At 36.3% G+C, this 15,401-nt stretch carries 15 protein-coding genes; 9 read left to right on the forward strand and 6 right to left on the reverse strand.

Annotation, left to right across the window (positions count from 1 at the left end):
* Positions 1–436: 436 nt before the first annotated feature.
* The 8 genes from WFZ86_RS13155 to WFZ86_RS13190 all read left to right on the forward strand — a co-directional run bounded on the left by WFZ86_RS13155 (position 437) and on the right by WFZ86_RS13190 (position 7,985).
* Positions 437–1,012, forward strand: a complete 576-nt coding sequence (locus WFZ86_RS13155; RefSeq protein WP_342692350.1) for a nucleotide exchange factor GrpE — start codon at positions 437–439, stop codon at positions 1,010–1,012.
* A gap of 51 nt (positions 1,013–1,063) precedes the next feature.
* Positions 1,064–2,173, forward strand: a complete 1,110-nt coding sequence (gene dnaJ, locus WFZ86_RS13160) for a molecular chaperone DnaJ (RefSeq protein WP_342692351.1) — start codon at positions 1,064–1,066, stop codon at positions 2,171–2,173.
* Between the two features lie 478 nt (positions 2,174–2,651).
* Positions 2,652–3,572 (forward strand): ABC transporter ATP-binding protein, encoded by a 921-nt coding sequence (locus tag WFZ86_RS13165; RefSeq protein ID WP_342692352.1) that lies wholly within the window; start codon positions 2,652–2,654, stop codon positions 3,570–3,572.
* A gap of 14 nt (positions 3,573–3,586) precedes the next feature.
* Positions 3,587–4,903, forward strand: a complete 1,317-nt coding sequence (locus WFZ86_RS13170) for an ABC transporter permease (RefSeq protein WP_342692353.1) — start codon at positions 3,587–3,589, stop codon at positions 4,901–4,903.
* Between the two features lie 93 nt (positions 4,904–4,996).
* The gene (locus WFZ86_RS13175; protein WP_342692354.1) at positions 4,997–6,160 is read left to right on the forward strand and encodes a sigma-54-dependent transcriptional regulator; all 1,164 of its coding nucleotides are present in this window, start codon (positions 4,997–4,999) and stop codon (positions 6,158–6,160) included.
* A gap of 74 nt (positions 6,161–6,234) precedes the next feature.
* Positions 6,235–6,873, forward strand: coding sequence for a DEAD/DEAH box helicase (locus tag WFZ86_RS13180; protein WP_342692355.1), 639 nt, complete (start codon positions 6,235–6,237; stop codon positions 6,871–6,873).
* An 85-nt stretch (positions 6,874–6,958) separates the two neighbouring features.
* Complete coding sequence (locus WFZ86_RS13185; RefSeq protein WP_024981189.1) at positions 6,959–7,177, forward strand: putative signal transducing protein; 219 nt, start codon at positions 6,959–6,961, stop codon at positions 7,175–7,177.
* Between the two features lie 16 nt (positions 7,178–7,193).
* On the forward strand, positions 7,194–7,985 hold the full coding sequence (locus tag WFZ86_RS13190; RefSeq protein WP_342692356.1) for a Cof-type HAD-IIB family hydrolase: 792 nt from the start codon (positions 7,194–7,196) through the stop codon (positions 7,983–7,985).
* Between the two features lie 69 nt (positions 7,986–8,054).
* On the opposite strand, the gene WFZ86_RS13195 is transcribed toward WFZ86_RS13190, so the two are convergent.
* Entirely contained in the window at positions 8,055–8,573 is a 519-nt protein-coding gene (locus WFZ86_RS13195; RefSeq protein ID WP_342692357.1) for a hypothetical protein, read from the reverse strand.
* Positions 8,574–8,924: 351 nt separating this feature from the next.
* Here WFZ86_RS13195 and mtaB point away from each other — a divergent pair, with 351 nt between their 5' ends.
* On the forward strand, positions 8,925–10,259 hold the full coding sequence (gene mtaB, locus WFZ86_RS13200) for a tRNA (N(6)-L-threonylcarbamoyladenosine(37)-C(2))-methylthiotransferase MtaB (protein ID WP_342692358.1): 1,335 nt from the start codon (positions 8,925–8,927) through the stop codon (positions 10,257–10,259).
* Between the two features lie 52 nt (positions 10,260–10,311).
* On the opposite strand, the gene WFZ86_RS13205 is transcribed toward mtaB, so the two are convergent.
* From WFZ86_RS13205 to WFZ86_RS13225, 5 genes are all read right to left on the reverse strand, one after another.
* Positions 10,312–10,821 carry a hypothetical protein gene (locus tag WFZ86_RS13205; protein ID WP_342692359.1) on the reverse strand — a complete coding sequence of 170 codons (510 nt, stop codon included), beginning with the start codon at positions 10,819–10,821 and terminating at the stop codon, positions 10,312–10,314.
* 10 nt (positions 10,822–10,831) lie between these two features.
* Positions 10,832–11,548 (reverse strand): 3-ketoacyl-ACP reductase, encoded by a 717-nt coding sequence (locus WFZ86_RS13210; RefSeq protein WP_342692360.1) that lies wholly within the window; start codon positions 11,546–11,548, stop codon positions 10,832–10,834.
* A 151-nt stretch (positions 11,549–11,699) separates the two neighbouring features.
* On the reverse strand, positions 11,700–13,853 hold the full coding sequence (locus tag WFZ86_RS13215; RefSeq protein WP_342692361.1) for a vWA domain-containing protein: 2,154 nt from the start codon (positions 13,851–13,853) through the stop codon (positions 11,700–11,702).
* A 35-nt stretch (positions 13,854–13,888) separates the two neighbouring features.
* Positions 13,889–14,833: a hypothetical protein gene (locus WFZ86_RS13220; RefSeq protein ID WP_342692362.1), complete on the reverse strand. Its 945-nt coding sequence runs from the start codon at positions 14,831–14,833 to the stop codon at positions 13,889–13,891.
* Between the two features lie 2 nt (positions 14,834–14,835).
* On the reverse strand, positions 14,836–15,336 hold the full coding sequence (locus WFZ86_RS13225) for an RNA polymerase sigma factor (protein WP_342692462.1): 501 nt from the start codon (positions 15,334–15,336) through the stop codon (positions 14,836–14,838).
* Positions 15,337–15,401: the final 65 nt, after the last annotated feature.

Below are 15,401 nucleotides of genomic sequence, written 5' to 3' on the forward strand. Positions count from 1 at the left end.
TTGCTCAACTTCTCTAACGATTTGAAGTTTTAAGGACATGCTGTAATCTCGCTGGGTGCGCTTTACATAATTCGTGTATTCTTCCATAACGATTGTTTTTGTGTATCGCTATTTCAGGACGGGACAATTGGCATAAAAAAAAAGCTTCGTTTTGATAAACGAAGCTTTTTTTATTATAAACAATGCTGAATTAATAATTAACTAAAAACGGATATAATTCTCTGTATATATATTATATTGAAATAATAGATTTACAAATTTAGGTAAACTATTTCGTGATAGTCTTAAAATTATATTAAATTTTTATGAAGTTCGTAAAAATGGATAAAAGATATAATTATTTTGAACGAAGCACGAAGCAGTAATACGTATGACAATTTGACATTTTGCCAGTTTTGGCAATACTTTTGAGAAAGAATGAAGAGAATCAAAAAGGATGTTTAAAAATTTTTTTAAAAATAAAAGCAATATGACTACTGAAAATACAGAGTTCGATCAAGAAATAGATGATACAACGTTAGAGAATAATGCGAATGGAGAGCAACTAATCATTGAAGAATTAAGTGTTGAAGAACAACTAGCACAAGATTTAGCCAAAGAAAAAGATAAATTCTTGCGCTTATTCGCTGAATTTGAAAACTACAAAAGACGTACAACAAAAGAGCGTATTGAGTTATTCAAAACAGCGAGTCAAGAAGTTTTATTGGCTTTGTTACCTGTTTTGGATGATTTTGATCGTGCTATGGTTGAAATCAACAAATCTGAGGATGAATTATTAGCAAAAGGTGTGGAATTGATTCACGAAAAGCTAAAAGGAACTTTGGTGACCAAAGGATTAGAGGTTGTTGATGTGAAAGCTGGAGATGCTTTTGATGCTGATTTTGCTGAAGCGATAACTCAAATTCCTGCACCATCAGACGACTTAAAAGGTAAAATTGTAGATGTATTAGAGAAAGGATACAAATTAGGCGATAAAATTATTCGTTTCCCAAAAGTGGTAATTGGACAATAATCAGAATTCAAAGTAGCACGTTTGTAGCTACCTGTAATAGCATCATATAAAATGAAAAAAGATTTTTACGAAATATTAGGGATATCTAAAAGTGCTTCGGAGGCTGAAATCAAAAAAGCGTATCGAAAAAAAGCATTAGAGTTCCATCCTGACAAGAACCCTGACAATCCTGCAGCCGAAGAACAATTCAAATTGGCTGCCGAAGCCTATGAAGTGTTGAGCGATCCACAAAAGAAAGCGAAATATGATCAATATGGTCACCAAGCTTTTGAAGGTGCTGGTGGATTTGGCGGTGGTCATGGCGGTATGAATATGGATGACATTTTTAGTCAATTTGGAGATATTTTCGGAGGTGGCTTTGGTGGTTTCGGAGGCGGAGGCGGAGGTCCTCGTCGTGCCAAAGGAAGCAATATGCGAATTAAAGTCAAATTGACATTGGAAGAAATTGCTAATGGTGTTGAGAAAAAAGTAAAAGTAAAACGTAAGGTACAAGCACCTGGTGTTACTTATAAAACGTGTACTACTTGTAACGGACAAGGGCAAGTAATGCGTGTTACTAACACTATTTTGGGACGTATGCAATCAGCATCTACGTGTCCGTCATGTGGTGGATCTGGACAAATTTTGGATAAAAAACCAAACAATGCTGATGCGCAAGGAATGATTTTAGAGGACGAAACGGTTTCGATTAAAATTCCAGCTGGTGTAGTAGATGGGATGCAATTGAAAGTTTCTGGAAAAGGAAATGATGCTCCTGGGAATAGTATTCCTGGCGATTTGATTGTAGCTATTGAAGAGTTAGAGCACGAGTTCTTGAAACGTGAAGGTGAGAATTTGCATTTCGATTTGTATATCAGTTTTGCGGAAGCGGTTTTGGGTATTTCTAAAGATATCGAAGCGGTGAATGGCAAAGTGCGTATCAAATTAGAAGAAGGCATTCAATCTGGAAAAATATTGCGTTTGAAAGGAAAAGGAATTCCAAGTATCAATGGTTACGGAAGTGGCGATTTATTAGTTCATGTGAATGTTTGGACACCAAAAACATTGACCAAAGAACAAAAACAATTCTTTGAAAACGCGTTGAACGACGATAATTTCACGCCGCATCCTGAAAAATCAGACAAATCATTCTTTGAGAAAGTTAAAGATATGTTTTCTTAATTTTTTAATTTTATTTTATACTAATCCCTATGTTTTTTTAGCATAGGGATTTTTTTTTGCTGTTTAGTTTTTGAAAATTGTAGTACCGCAAATTCGCAAATTATTTTTTTTAAAGTGTATTTTTTGATTACCGCAGATTCGTAAATTTTGAAAGTGTTTACAGTTGTGATAATTTGCGAATTTGCGGTTCAAATCTGTTGGCATTAAAAAGATATTTAAAATAGTAAAACGTACTTTTTTAGCCCCGATTGTAGTGGAAATCCTTATGCCCCGGTGTTCGGGGCATAAGATTGTAGCGGAAAGCGGGACGACTCGTGATTGAAATATCGACTCGTGCTGCTCCCAAAAAACAGGAAATTACTTCAAGTTTAGAGTTGAAGTTCGTTTGGTTTTATTGCTGTAAAAAGCCGCATTTTCTGTAACAATTGGGGATTGTTGACTACTAATTACCTATTTTTGCAATTCTAAAAATCAAGCTATGAGTAGTATTCTCGAGGTAAAAAATGTAGTAAAGCAATATGGCGATTATGTTGCGCTTAATTCCGTTTCGCTTTCGATACCCAAAGGCAGTATTTATGGTTTATTAGGACCTAATGGTGCCGGAAAAACCTCTTTAATTCGTATCATCAATCAGATTACGTTGCCCGATAGTGGTGAAGTGCTTTTGGATGGCGAAAAATTACAACCCCATCACATTCAGCAAATCGGCTATCTACCCGAAGAGAGAGGTTTGTACAAATCGATGAAAGTGGGCGAGCAGTGTTTGTATTTGGCGCAACTGAAAGGGCTTTCTAAAAAAGAAGCTAAAATTCAGTTGGACTATTGGTTTGAGAAATTAGACATCAAAGGCTGGTGGAACAAGAAAATCGAGGAGTTGTCCAAAGGAATGGCACAAAAAATTCAGTTTGTGGTATGTGTGTTGCACCAACCCAAATTGTTGATTTTTGATGAGCCGTTTTCAGGTTTTGACCCTGTGAATGCCAATATTATTAAAGATGAGATTTTAGGATTAAAAGAAAAAGGCACTACCATTATTTTCTCGACCCATAGAATGGAAAGTGTAGAGGAATTGTGTGACCATATCGCTTTGATTCATAAATCGAATAAACTCATTGAGGGCAAATTGGAAGAAGTAAAGCGTCAATACCGCTCCAATAGTTTTGAAGTCGGCATTTTGACAGATAATATCGAAGGCTTAATGTATGATTTGACGCAAAAGTTTACCGTGGGTCCAGCCAATTTCAAATCATTGAATCAAGAATTGAAATTAGAAATTCAGCTAGGTACTGGGACACCAAATGAGTTGTTGCAAGTCCTTACGCAACGTGGTCAAGTGACCCATTTTGTGGAAAAAATTCCAAGTGTGAACGATATCTTTATTAAAACTGTAACCGAGTAAATTCTATAAAAATAATGAGCAAATTATCCCTTATCATAAAAAGAGAATTTATAGCCAAGGTGCGCAACAAATCGTTTATCGTAATGACTTTTTTGAGTCCGTTATTATTTGTTGGAATTGCTGTTTTTGTAAGCTATTTGGCGTCTATGAAAGCCGATACCAAGCAAATTGCGGTTCACGACGAAACGGGTTTGTTTGTTGCAGATTTTATGGCTAAAAATAAAAAAGATAGCGAATACCAGTATTTGGATTTGTCGATTTTGGACGTGAAAGCCCTTAAAGACAGCATCACGCAAGAGCGTTTTGAAGGCGTGTTGCAAATTCCTAAAACGGCATCTATTGCCGATTTGGATAAGAAGATTCAATTCATTTCCAATGATAGTCCAAGTATCACTTTTATTGAGGAAGTTCAGGATATTTTGGATAAAAAAATTACCCAACTTAATTTTCAATCCGCAAAATTGGATACTGTGGCGATACATAAAGCACAGTCCAATATCAACATCAGTTTGAGTAAAGCCTCGGGTGAGGAAAGTTTGAAAGGATTGAATGAAATTAAAATTGCCATTGGCGGTGCCTTTGGGTATTTGATTATGATGTTTATCGTGATTTATGGCAATATGGTGATGCGAAGCGTAATCGAAGAAAAAACCAATCGTATCATCGAAATCATCATTTCCTCGGTAAAACCTTTTCAGTTGATGATGGGTAAAATCATTGGGACTTCATTGGCAGGTATTCTTCAGTTTTTAATTTGGGCGATTATAGGTTTAGGATTGTTTTTGGGTGCTTCGTTGTTTTTCGGTGTCAATTTAGGACCTACTTCTAAAGTTCCACCCGAAGTAATGCAAGCAGCGCAACACGAAATAGCTAGTACGGCCCAATTGTATATAGCCGAATTATGGAACCTTCCAATTGGGACTTTACTCACTTGTTTTGTGATTTATTTCATTGGAGGCTACTTTTTGTACAGTTCATTTTATGCCGCAATTGGTGCGGCGGTTGACAACGAAACCGATTCACAACAGTTTTTGTTGCCGATTATTATGCCTTTGATTTTGGGCGTTTACATCGGATTTTTTACCGTAATCAATGACCCTCACGGCACGGTAGCTACCATTTTCTCGATTGTGCCTTTGACATCGCCAATCGTGATGCTAATGCGCATTCCTTTTGGCGTACCTTTGTGGCAAATTTTGCTTTCGATGGTACTTTTATTCGGAACGTTTTTGTTGGTAGTTTGGTTTGCTTCCAAAATTTATCGCGTGGGTATTTTGATGTACGGCAAAAAACCAAGTTGGAAAGAATTGTATAAGTGGTTGAAATATTAAATGAAGAGGCTGAGAGGCTAAGTTGAAGAGTCGCTAAGACTTTTTATTCAACTTAGAATATTAGCGACTCAGTGTCTAAGCAACTTTAAAAAAATGAGTAAAATATTAATTATAGAAGACGAAGCGGCGATTCGTAGGGTTTTGGTCAAAATTCTTTCAGAAGAGAATGATACCTATCAAGTAGACGAAGCTGAAGACGGCGCTGTAGGTTTAGAGAAAATAAAAAATACCGATTATGATTTGGTGCTTTGCGATATTAAAATGCCAAAATTGGATGGGGTTGAAGTATTAGAAGCTGTCAAAAAAATCAAACCTGAGATTCCAATGGTGATGATTTCGGGGCACGGCGATATGGAAACTGCCATCAATACGATGCGTTTGGGAGCTTTTGATTACATCTCGAAACCGCCAGATTTGAACCGATTGTTGAATACCGTTCGCAATGCCTTGGACCGCAAAAAATTAGTAGTTGAGAATAAAATTCTAAAGAAAAAAGTCAGCAAAAACTACGAAATGATTGGCGAGAGCGAAGCCATTAATCATATCAAAATGATGATTGATAAAGTGGCTCCTACCGAAGCTAGGGTATTAATCACAGGACCTAACGGAACTGGAAAAGAATTGGTAGCCCATCAATTGCACGAAAAAAGCGAACGCGCAAGTTTTCCTTTAATCGAAGTGAACTGTGCGGCTATTCCATCAGAATTGATAGAAAGTGAGTTGTTTGGACATGTAAAAGGCGCCTTCACCTCGGCTGTAAAAGACCGAGCAGGCAAGTTTGAAGCAGCGGATAAAGGCACTATTTTCTTAGATGAAATTGGTGATATGAGTCTTTCGGCTCAAGCCAAAGTGTTGCGTGCGTTGCAAGAAAGTATGATTACGAGAGTGGGAGCAGATAAAGACATTAAAGTCGATGTTCGTGTAGTTGCTGCAACCAACAAAGACTTGAAACAAGAAATTGCCGAAGGTCGTTTTAGAGAAGATTTGTACCACCGTTTGGCGGTTATTTTAATCAAAGTTCCTGCTTTGAATGAACGTCGCACCGATATTCCGATGTTGGTTACACATTTTGCGGAGAAAATTGCTTCAGAACAAGGCAATGCGGTTAAGAAGTTTTCGGATCAAGCGATTAGTTTGTTACAAGAATACGATTGGACTGGAAACATACGAGAGTTACGCAATGTAGTGGAACGTCTGATTATTCTGGGTGGTAGCGAAATTTCGGAAACGGATGTACAATTGTTTGCATCAAAATAAATGTAATGATTTAATGATTGATACATAAAGAGATTAATAAATCTTTCAATCATTCAATTTTTTAATAACGACAAATGAAATTAAAAAAGATAAACGAGAATCTTCAAAACGCATTGATAGAAAACGGTTTGGTAGAAGCCAATGCTATGCAACAAGAAACTTTTTCTACGCTTAAAAGTGGAGCAGATTGTTTGATTATTGCACCAAAAGCAAGCGGAAAAACAACGACTATTGTAATCAATGTAATTCAGCGTTTGGCAGGTTCTAATGAAGAATCCCCAAGAGCACTTATCGTAGTAGAGGACAAAGCTAAGGTGTTAGCAATGGAGGAGCTTTTTGATAAATACAATCAGTATACCAAGTTAGAAGTATACGGTGTACACGACAAAGGTGATATGGATTATGATAAAAATTATATATCTACAGGTATCGATGTTTTGATTGGTACGCCTAATCGATTGAATGAAATGTTTTCCTCTGCCGGTTACAATGTCAATCGTTTAAAGATGTTCATTATTGATGACACGGATCCAATTTTGAAATTACGTCACGAAACCAAAATTATGCGTATTTCCAATAGTATTACCAAAACACAGCGTATCATTTTTGCGGAACAAATTACGGAGCGAATAGATTTGTTGGCAGAAAAAATGCTAATTGAGCCTTTTGAATTTGATTTTTACGAAGAAGAGGACGAAGAGCAAGAAAGTTAGAAGGCAGATTTTAAGATAAACTTTTGTGGTTTAGTTCAACAACACGCCAATAACCACAAACCACCAACAACAAACAATAAAGACCATGGGATTAATGAAAGTGTTTTCAGGCAGTGAAATATTAGCACTAGCCTTACAAGAAAAATTAGAAACAGCGGGAATCGAAACCGTAAAAAAAGACAATATTCAATCGGCTCGTTTGGGTGGATTTGGTGGTTCTGATTTGGCTATTGAAATTTTTATTCAAGAAACAGATTTTGCGAAGGCGAATCCAGTTATCGAGGATTTTAGAATGAGTATTTAAATTGTTTCCATAAGTTATGAAATATAAAATGTTAGTTTTAGATATGGATGACACACTGCTGACAGATGATCATACCATTTCTAAAGAAAATAGAGCCATGATTGCTATGGCACAAGCAAAAGGAGTCGAAGTGGTTTTGGCATCAGGTAGACCAACGCCGGCCATGACGCATTTTGCGAATGATTTGCAAAACAATTACATGATTTCGTTTAATGGTGCTGTAGTTAGTGATTTAAAAAACGATGCGGTAATTTTTGAGCAATCACTAACCAAAGAACAAATTCATGAGTTACATGATTATAGTTTGAAAATGAAAACGCATATCATTACGTATATTAATGATACTATTGTAAGCGAAACGCACTCTGAATTTATTGAAATAGAGCGAAGCATTACGGGTATGCCTCATAAATTGGTTCCTGATTTTAAGGCTGCCGTTACTTCCAATGCGGTAAAATGTATTTTACTTGAAGATCCTGCTTATTTGAAAACTGTAGAAAGCGATTTGAAACAAGCAATGCCTGATTTGAGTGTGTCGATGTCGAAACCTTTCTTTTTGGAAGTAGCTCCTAATGGCATCGATAAAGCGGCAAGTATTCAATTTTTGGCTAAAAAATTAGACATTGACCAAAGCGAAATTATTGCAGTAGGAAATGCAGGAAATGATTTGACAATGATTCAATATGCTGGATTAGGTGTATGGGTGGATAATGTTACTCCAGAATTGAGAGGCTTTGGCGATGTTGTTGTGGCCTCAAATAACAATCATGGCGTGGCTGAAGTTATTGAACGATATATATTGAGTTAACTTTTTTAAGTTACAAAAAACGGGAAAGTATCAATGTTACTTTCCCGTTTTTATTTTTATAAGTAATGATTAAATTTTGGCTACTGAAACAAAATATTTGTTCCCGTCACCCATAGTTAATTTTACACGTTCATCACAAAGATCAATGGCATGTGTTTTATTTTCATAACAATTGCAAGAGGTATTTTTGTCTTTTGCCATTGGGGTTTCACATTTTACATTCTTGAAGGCAGTAAGTTGTGGGTTATATAAAGTAACCAAATCTGTAGAAGCTGTAACCAAAGTAATAATGCTTGCACTATTGTCGTTGGTAATTCTATAGACAATTCTGTCGGTGTAGTTTACTCCGTCAATCACCACTTTACGAATGTAAGTGTAGGCAATTGAGCTAGTTTCGGCTTCTTTTACTTCGAATTTAAATCCTAAAGCTCTAATTTCTAAATCAAATTTTTGTTGTGAGTTGTAATTGGCCCAATTGGTTAGGGTGGCAATTGTAGGAAAAGTGTTTGTTTTGCTAGTGTTATTCTGGCTGTAGCAGCCCAAAATAGCTAATAGCATGAAGTAGATTGTGGGGAAAAATGCTTTCATGTTAATATTAATATTTTTTTTGCCTACTCTAGCTGGTTTTCGGCTTTCCCATTCTTTAATTTGTTGATTTTAAATGAATTATGTTTCTGTGTTAATCGCAGTGCAATATAGGATTTAAATCGGCATCTTCAAAATTTGAGGTAGGAAATATAGTATTTTATCTGGATTTATGATGGTTGTGTGTTTTTTAAAATATAAAGCATTGATTTATAGTAAGTAATGACTTTTTATGTCGAAAAAAAAATACTTATTTTGAAATTATTCTAAAGTATTGATTGCGATATCCTGATTTTTGTTTGTAATTTTGCATCCTCAATTTTTTGACAACGATTTCATTAATTGAGCTATCTTATGGAAAATAAAAAACGAGTTGCCTTCTATACACTGGGTTGTAAATTGAACTTTTCAGAAACTTCAACCATAGCGAGAAATCTTCAAGGAGAAGGCTTTGAAAGAGTGGATTTTGAAGAAGTAGCCGATATGTATGTTATCAATACATGCTCAGTTACGGAAAATGCAGACAAACAATTCAAACAAGTCGTACGCAAAGCGATGAAACTGAATGACAAAGCCTTTGTGGCCGCTGTGGGTTGTTATGCGCAATTAAAGCCAGAAGAACTCGCCGATGTTGATGGTGTAGATTTGGTTCTGGGCGCCACCGAAAAATTCAAATTATCAGATTACATTAACGATTTATCCAAAAATGATTTTGGTCAAGTGCATTCTTGCGAAATCGCCGAAGCCGATTTTTATGTTGGCAGTTATTCTATTGGTGATAGAACAAGAGCTTTTTTGAAAGTGCAAGATGGTTGTGATTACAAATGTACCTATTGCACGATTCCACTAGCTAGAGGAATTTCTAGAAGTGATGCTTTGGAAAATGTATTAAAAAATGCTGCCGAAATTTCGAAACAAGGGATTAAAGAAATAGTGCTTACAGGTGTGAATATTGGCGATTACGGAAAAGGAGAATTTGGGAATAAAAAACACGAGCATACCTTCCTTGATTTGGTAAAAGCGCTTGATGAAGTGGATGGAATTGAACGCCTACGTATTTCCTCTATCGAGCCCAATTTGTTGAAAAACGAAACGATTGATTTTGTTTCCAAAAGCCGAACATTTGTACCACACTTTCATATTCCTTTACAATCTGGGAGTAATGAAATTTTGGGTAAAATGAAACGTCGTTACCAACGTGAAGTATATACCGATAGAGTAGCCAATATACGTCAAGTAATGCCACACGCTTGTATTGGTGTGGATGTAATTGTTGGATTTCCCGGAGAAACCGACGAGCATTTCCTTGAAACCTATCATTTTTTGAATGATTTGGATATTTCTTATTTACACGTTTTTACCTATTCAGAACGTGATAACACTGAGGCGGCTGTGATGGAAGGCGTGATTCCTAATAATGTTCGAGCCAAACGAAGCAAAATGTTACGTGGTTTATCGGTAAAGAAACGTCGTGCGTTTTACGAAAGTCAATTAGGAACCCAAAGAACAGTTTTGTTTGAGGGTGAAAATAAAGAAGGATATATTCACGGTTTTACCGAAAATTATGTAAAAGTGAAAACCCCTTGGGATCCTGCATTAGTCAATACTTTACACGAGGTTCAATTGACCCGAATGGACGAAGACGGAAGTGTTCGTATGGAATTTATCAACACATTGACTACAATATAATATTGTCTATAGCATAAAAGCCCTTATTTGCAAGGGCTTTTTGTTTGTAAGTCTAATTTTCATCGTCTGGAATTACCAATTGAATGGCTTTAATATAGTCAGTATCAAATTCAATAGTTCTTATCTTTTCAGGCTTAACACTCAAATCTCCACCATATTCCCCTCGTGTATCTAGGAAATCAATAATCAGTTCGTCTTTGCTCAACGAGATTAGTTTACCCAAATAAGCAATACGTGTCGACTTTTTAGAAAACTGAAAAACACTATAATTTTCATCCAAAAAGCTAACGATTGTAGCCAGATTTTGGATTGGAATGATGGTGTCAGTAGTTGTTTTTTCTCCTTTTAATCGAATTATTTTTTCGGTAAATTCATGGTCTTCATCCCTGTGTATAGTCTTTACCTTTTTATGTTTAAGCAGTATATATCCATCCAAAATGAAATCAACGGGATTCTTACGTAATAAAATCCATTCTTCGGAATAATCGATAAGAAAACCAGAGAAGATTTCTTTTAAGTCATCAAATTCTATTGAAATTAATTGTCCTAAATACTTTTTCATAGTAAATAAATTAAGGATTGGTGGACCAAATACTACTGTTTTTAATAAAAACACGACGGTTTAGTTTAAGTTGAGCAATTAACAACTCAGCTATGTCTTCTGCTTGCATGACTTTCTCAGGATTACCATCAGTAAGGTTTAACTCCTTGGCCATATCAGTAGCTACAGTACTAGGCGTTAATGCGGTAACTCTAATATTGTGTTTACGCATTTCTTGCATCAACGAATCAGTTAAACCCAAAAGTGCAAATTTGGAAGCGCTATACGCACTCGTCAAGGCATTTCCATTTAAGCCCGCAGTTGATGAAATGTTGATGATATCACCCGTTTGTCTCTCTATCATGTTTGGTAAAATTGCACGTGTCACGTAATAAACTCCCATCAAATTTACCTGAATGATGCGTTCCCATTCTGAGGGTTCTAACTCTAAGAACTTTCCAAAAGCTGCAATTCCAGCATTGTTAATCAGGATATCAATAGTTTGAAATGAGGCTATTGCTTTCTCTATGGCTAAATTAACTGAATTTATATCAGCCACATCTGCTGTTAATGCCAAGGTTTTTACACCATAAGTGTTTATTTCTTGAGCAACTTCATCAATATCCGCTTGGGTTCTAGCAATCAAAACGATATTTACACCCTCTTTGGCTAATGCAATCGCTACTGCTTTTCCTATTCCTTTTCCAGCACCTGTAATTAGTGCATTTTTATTTTTTAAATTTATCATATCTGAGTTTTATAATACAAAAAAAGCAGCATTTTAGTCTCACAAAAATAAGGGTTTTGCTTCCTAAAATGATGCTTTTTGGTATTTCTTAATTTAAGTTTAACACGTATTTAGGTTTTTAACTTTAAAGAAAGAAACTAAATAGTAAACCTTAATTTGCAGCCTCTACCAAGCGGATGAATTCGGCTTTGTATCCTTCAGAGTCGTTTGACATGCCTTGTTTTGCCAAAGCAATAATGTCTTTTGAAGAAGAATTCGCAATCAGTTTTGAATCTCTCAATTTTAAACCGAACCAAGCTACGGCATTACTAAATTTAAAATCATCGCTGGCGTTTTCCAACAACGTACTTTTGTTTTCAATGGTTTGAACCATTTCGATACTTTGGTCACCATCTGGTTTTTTGTAACGGAATTTTATGGTGGCTAACTCGTTAGTATATTTATTTTCTGTTGGAGTAGTGGTGGTGTATTTTAGTTCATCCGCTTCTGTATAAAATTTACTTTTGCTGCCCGCTGGTATAATTTCATACAAAGCCGTCACTGAATGATTACTGCCCAATTCTCCCGCATCAATGGCATCATTTTTAAAATCTTCAGGTCTTAGTTTTCGGTTTTCATACCCAATCAATCGGTAGGCTTTCACTTGGTTGGGATTGAATTCTATTTGAATTTTTACATCTTTAGCAATTGCAAACATTGACCCTTTAAATTCTTTACCTAAAAAACGATTCGCTTCTTGAATGGTATCAATGTAGGCATAATTGCCGTTACCTTTATTAGCCAATATCTCCATTTTACTGTCTTTGTAATTTCCCATTCCGTAGCCTAAACAAGTTAAGAATACACCAGATTTTCTTTTTTCTTCGATGAGGTTTTCCATATCAGTATTAGAAGAACTTCCCACATTAAAGTCTCCATCAGTAGCCAAAATTACCCTGTTGTTGCCTCCTTTTATGAAGTTTTCTGCTGCAATTTTATAGGCAAGCGTAATGCCTTCGCCACCTGCGGTACTTCCTCCTGCATTAAGTTTTTCTAATGCAGTATTTATGGTTTCTTTTTCATCTCCAGAGGTTGGAGGTAATACTAGACCAGCGGCTCCAGCATACACTACAATCGATACTTTGTCTTTGGCTCTCAACTCATTTACCAAAATTTTCATAGATTGTTTGAGTAAGGGTAACTTATTCGGATCACTCATAGAACCTGAAACATCAATCAAGAAAACCAAATTGGAGGCTGGCAAATCAAGGGTCGGAATGTTTTTTCCTTGCAATCCAATTTTCAAAATTTTAGTATCGGTATTCCACGGACTGTGACTCAATTCGGTTTGAATAGCAAACGGATGTTGGTTATTAGGTTGTGTATAATTGTATTTGAAAAAATTAACCATTTCCTCTACGCGAACCGCATCTTTAGGTACTTTTTGTCCGTTGTTAATCATACGTCTTACATTGGTATAAGAGGCATTGTCAACATCAATTGAAAAAGTAGAAAGTGGCGCTGTTTTAGGGCTTTCAAATGCATTTTCTACAAAACTTTCATAGTCTTCGTCATCGATAGGTTCGGGTTGATAAGGATCGAGTTGTTTTAGTCTTTTGTTTATTTCTTTCTCGCTTAAGTTTTTATAAATTTCATTTTTTGAGGTGATAATCAAAACACCATTTGCAGCTTTTGATCCATATAGCGAAGTGGCAGCACTGTCTTTGAGTACTTTTACATCCTGAATATTGTTAGGGTTGATTTTAGCTAGTGCATTCGATTTTACAGGCACACCGTCGATGATATACAGCGGTTCATTTTTAGATGAAATACTGTTAGTACCTCTAATGACGATGTTTTGCGGAGCGTTGGCAATGGCGTTAGTGCTAGATGAAATGGTCACTCCTGCGACACGACCTTGCAGCGCTTGAACAGGAGCAGCGGTCGAGGTTTTCTTTTTTTCATAGAAAGTATTATCCGATTCATATTCTTCAGATCTGCCATAGCCTACTACGACTACTTCACTTAGGGACATTTGGTCTGCCACTAATTTTACATTAATGATGTTTTGTTCACCCACTTTTTTAGTTTGTGGTTTATAACCAATGTAGCTAAACACCAATTGATCTCCTTTTTGCGCTTGAATGGTATACTTGCCATCAAAATTTGTACTAGCATTTGCTCTTGAGTTTTTGTTGATAATGCTCACGCCAGGTAGCTGGCCAGAGGCGTCAGAAACGGTTCCAGTAATCGTTTTTTCTTGTGCTTTTGTTACGAAACATATAAGCATAGCAAGGCCTAATGAAATAAGTTTTACGTTTTTCATAATCGTGTTTTTTTAAGATTAGTGTTAGGGGATTCCTATTTTTGGACTGCGGGTTTTCCTGTTTTTGTAGTGATAATTACGACTCCTTTTTTGCCTTTTTCGCCATATTTTGAAACGGCATCGGTGTCTTTAAGAATGACAATGGTCTTAATGTCTTGATGATTGAGAGGCGCGTAAGGACTCTTAGGCTGTGGACCAAACAAATCATCCTCCGAAAAGTAATTGCCATCAATGATATAAAGTGGATTATCTAAAACTATCACCGACTCTAAGTTCTCGGGTTTAAAATTAGAAAGTTCTTCTTGCATAATGCGTTCTCTTTTTGAGGCATTACTGTCCGAAAGCGCTGTGTTGTCAATCACGACCAATGGACTGCTTTTTTTAGCACGCTCTTGACTTTTTTCAGCAAAAGCCATTTTGTAACTGGCTTTCTCTTTGGCTACTGAAGCTGGAGCCGCTAGTTTTTGCTCTATTGCATTCGAGTCTGAATCCTTTTCATCCGCTACTTCCGAACTTGCAATTGCTGTAGCGATTTCAGGAATACTAATAACATTTGTCCCACTACTCATTATCGTGTCTTTCGATTGCGCGTTATGAACGGCAACTTCTTGCGCTATAATGCTGTTGATGATTCCTTCAGCTTCAGCTTTTGGTACGATGATAGGAGTAGTATTGGTTGTATTTTCGTTAGTTTCAATAGCCGATGGATTGTTCTTTGTGGTTGTAGTAACCACCTCTGGAGCTTCTTGAATACTTTTCGGTCTAGGCGAATTCAAAAACTGAAATCCAATCGAAAGCACCAATAAAAGCGATGCTGCTACAGCGATTTTTTGCCACAAAGCGATAGTTTTTTTATCTTCCTTTTTGTCTAGTTTTTCTTCTAAGCGCGACCATACTTTTTCCATTCCAGGGAAATCTTGGTTTTCAGCATTTCGCTCAGCTTCTTTTATTTGTTCGAATAATTTATCTTGATAGTCCATACCTATTTTGCTTTTTGATAATAGAGGTTGTTCACCAGTTCTTTTAGTTTACTTTTGGCGGCATTCAATTGTGATTTTGAGGTGCCCTCAGAGATTTGCAACAAACTCGCAATCTCTTTGTGTCCATAGCCTTCTATCACAAAAAGAGTGAAAATAGTTTTGCAACCCTCTGGAATATGATTCAAAAGTTCCAATAAATCGGCTTCTTCAAGCGCTGTGATTTCTTCAGTAAAAGGTTGCGAAAGCAATTTCACATCATCCAAATACATATTAAAATTGGTACTTTTTTTAATTGCTGCTAAACAGTGATTCACCGTTATTTTTCGGCACCAAGCCTCAAAAGCCAGCACCTCTTTCAATTTGTCTATTTTGGTGAAAATAGTATAAAAAGCGTCGGCCAAAACTTCTTCAATATCTTCCTCCTTTTTAAGATAGCGCTTGCAAGTGCGATACAGCTTAGGCGCCATATACTCATACACCTGTCGCTGAGCATCACGGTGCATTTTTTTGCAGTTAGAGAGTAGGGTTTCGTTTATCACAATTGATGTCTTTATTACTAAAGAGCGAT

Source organism: Flavobacterium polysaccharolyticum (assembly GCF_038739875.1).
In the GTDB taxonomy this organism is placed as follows: Bacteria; Bacteroidota; Bacteroidia; order Flavobacteriales; family Flavobacteriaceae; genus Flavobacterium; species Flavobacterium polysaccharolyticum.